At 56.3% G+C, this 852-nt stretch carries 1 pseudogene; it reads left to right on the forward strand.

Annotated features, from left to right (window positions below):
- Positions 1 to 80 precede the first annotated feature (80 nt).
- Positions 81 to 835: pseudogene (locus tag ACIIOY_RS26790) on the forward strand (IS5 family transposase).
- Positions 836 to 852: the final 17 nt, after the last annotated feature.

Here is an 852-nt window from a genome sequence, read left to right on the forward strand (position 1 = left end):
CTAGGATGGGGACCTGATCAAAGAATTGTCTTTATTGACTGATTCCTTGTCGCTTTGAGTTTCGAAGCGGGAGGCCCGCGATGAGCGATCTGTTCTGGCTTTCGGATGCGGCATGGTCTGCCCTTGAACCGCATCTGCCGAAGAACCAGCCGGAGGCTCGACGCGTCGATGATCGGCGCGTCATTTTCGGTATCCTGCATGTGCTGAAGGTAGGTTGCCGCTGGCGCGACGTTCCAGTTGAATACGGCCCTGCCAAAACCATCTACAACCGTTACCATCGCTGGGCACGCCGCCGCATCTGGCATCGTATTTTCGAGAGGATGGCCGCCAACGGTCCTGTTCCACAGGAGCTTTCTATCGATAGCACGCACATCAAGGCGCAGCGCTCGGCACAAAGCTCAAAAGGGGGGCATGGGCACAAGCGATTGGTACGTCACGTGGCGGAAGAACAAGCAAAATCCATTGTCTGGCCGATGATCGCGGCAGACCGGTCGCCTTCAGTCTGACGCCGGGAAACATCGCCGACATCAAGATGGCAATTCCACTGCTGGAGGTCGCAAGACCCCAAAAGCGTCTGCTCGCAGATAAGGCATACGATGCCGACAGCCTGCGGGACTGGCTCGGCAACGCCCGCATAAAAGCCGTCATTCCATCATCACGGGCACGAAAGATACCCTATCCGCTGGATCGCACAGCATACAAGCGTAGGAACGTCATCGAGCGATTGTTCTGCAAGCTCAAGAACTGGCGGCGCATCGCAACCCGTTACGACCGCCTAGCAACAAACTATCTCGCAGCCATCGCTCTCGTTTCAGCAGTCATCGCATGGGTTTGAATGAGTCCTCATCCTAG

This window comes from Shinella agrisoli, assembly GCF_046557955.1.
Lineage (GTDB): Bacteria > Pseudomonadota > Alphaproteobacteria > Rhizobiales > Rhizobiaceae > Shinella.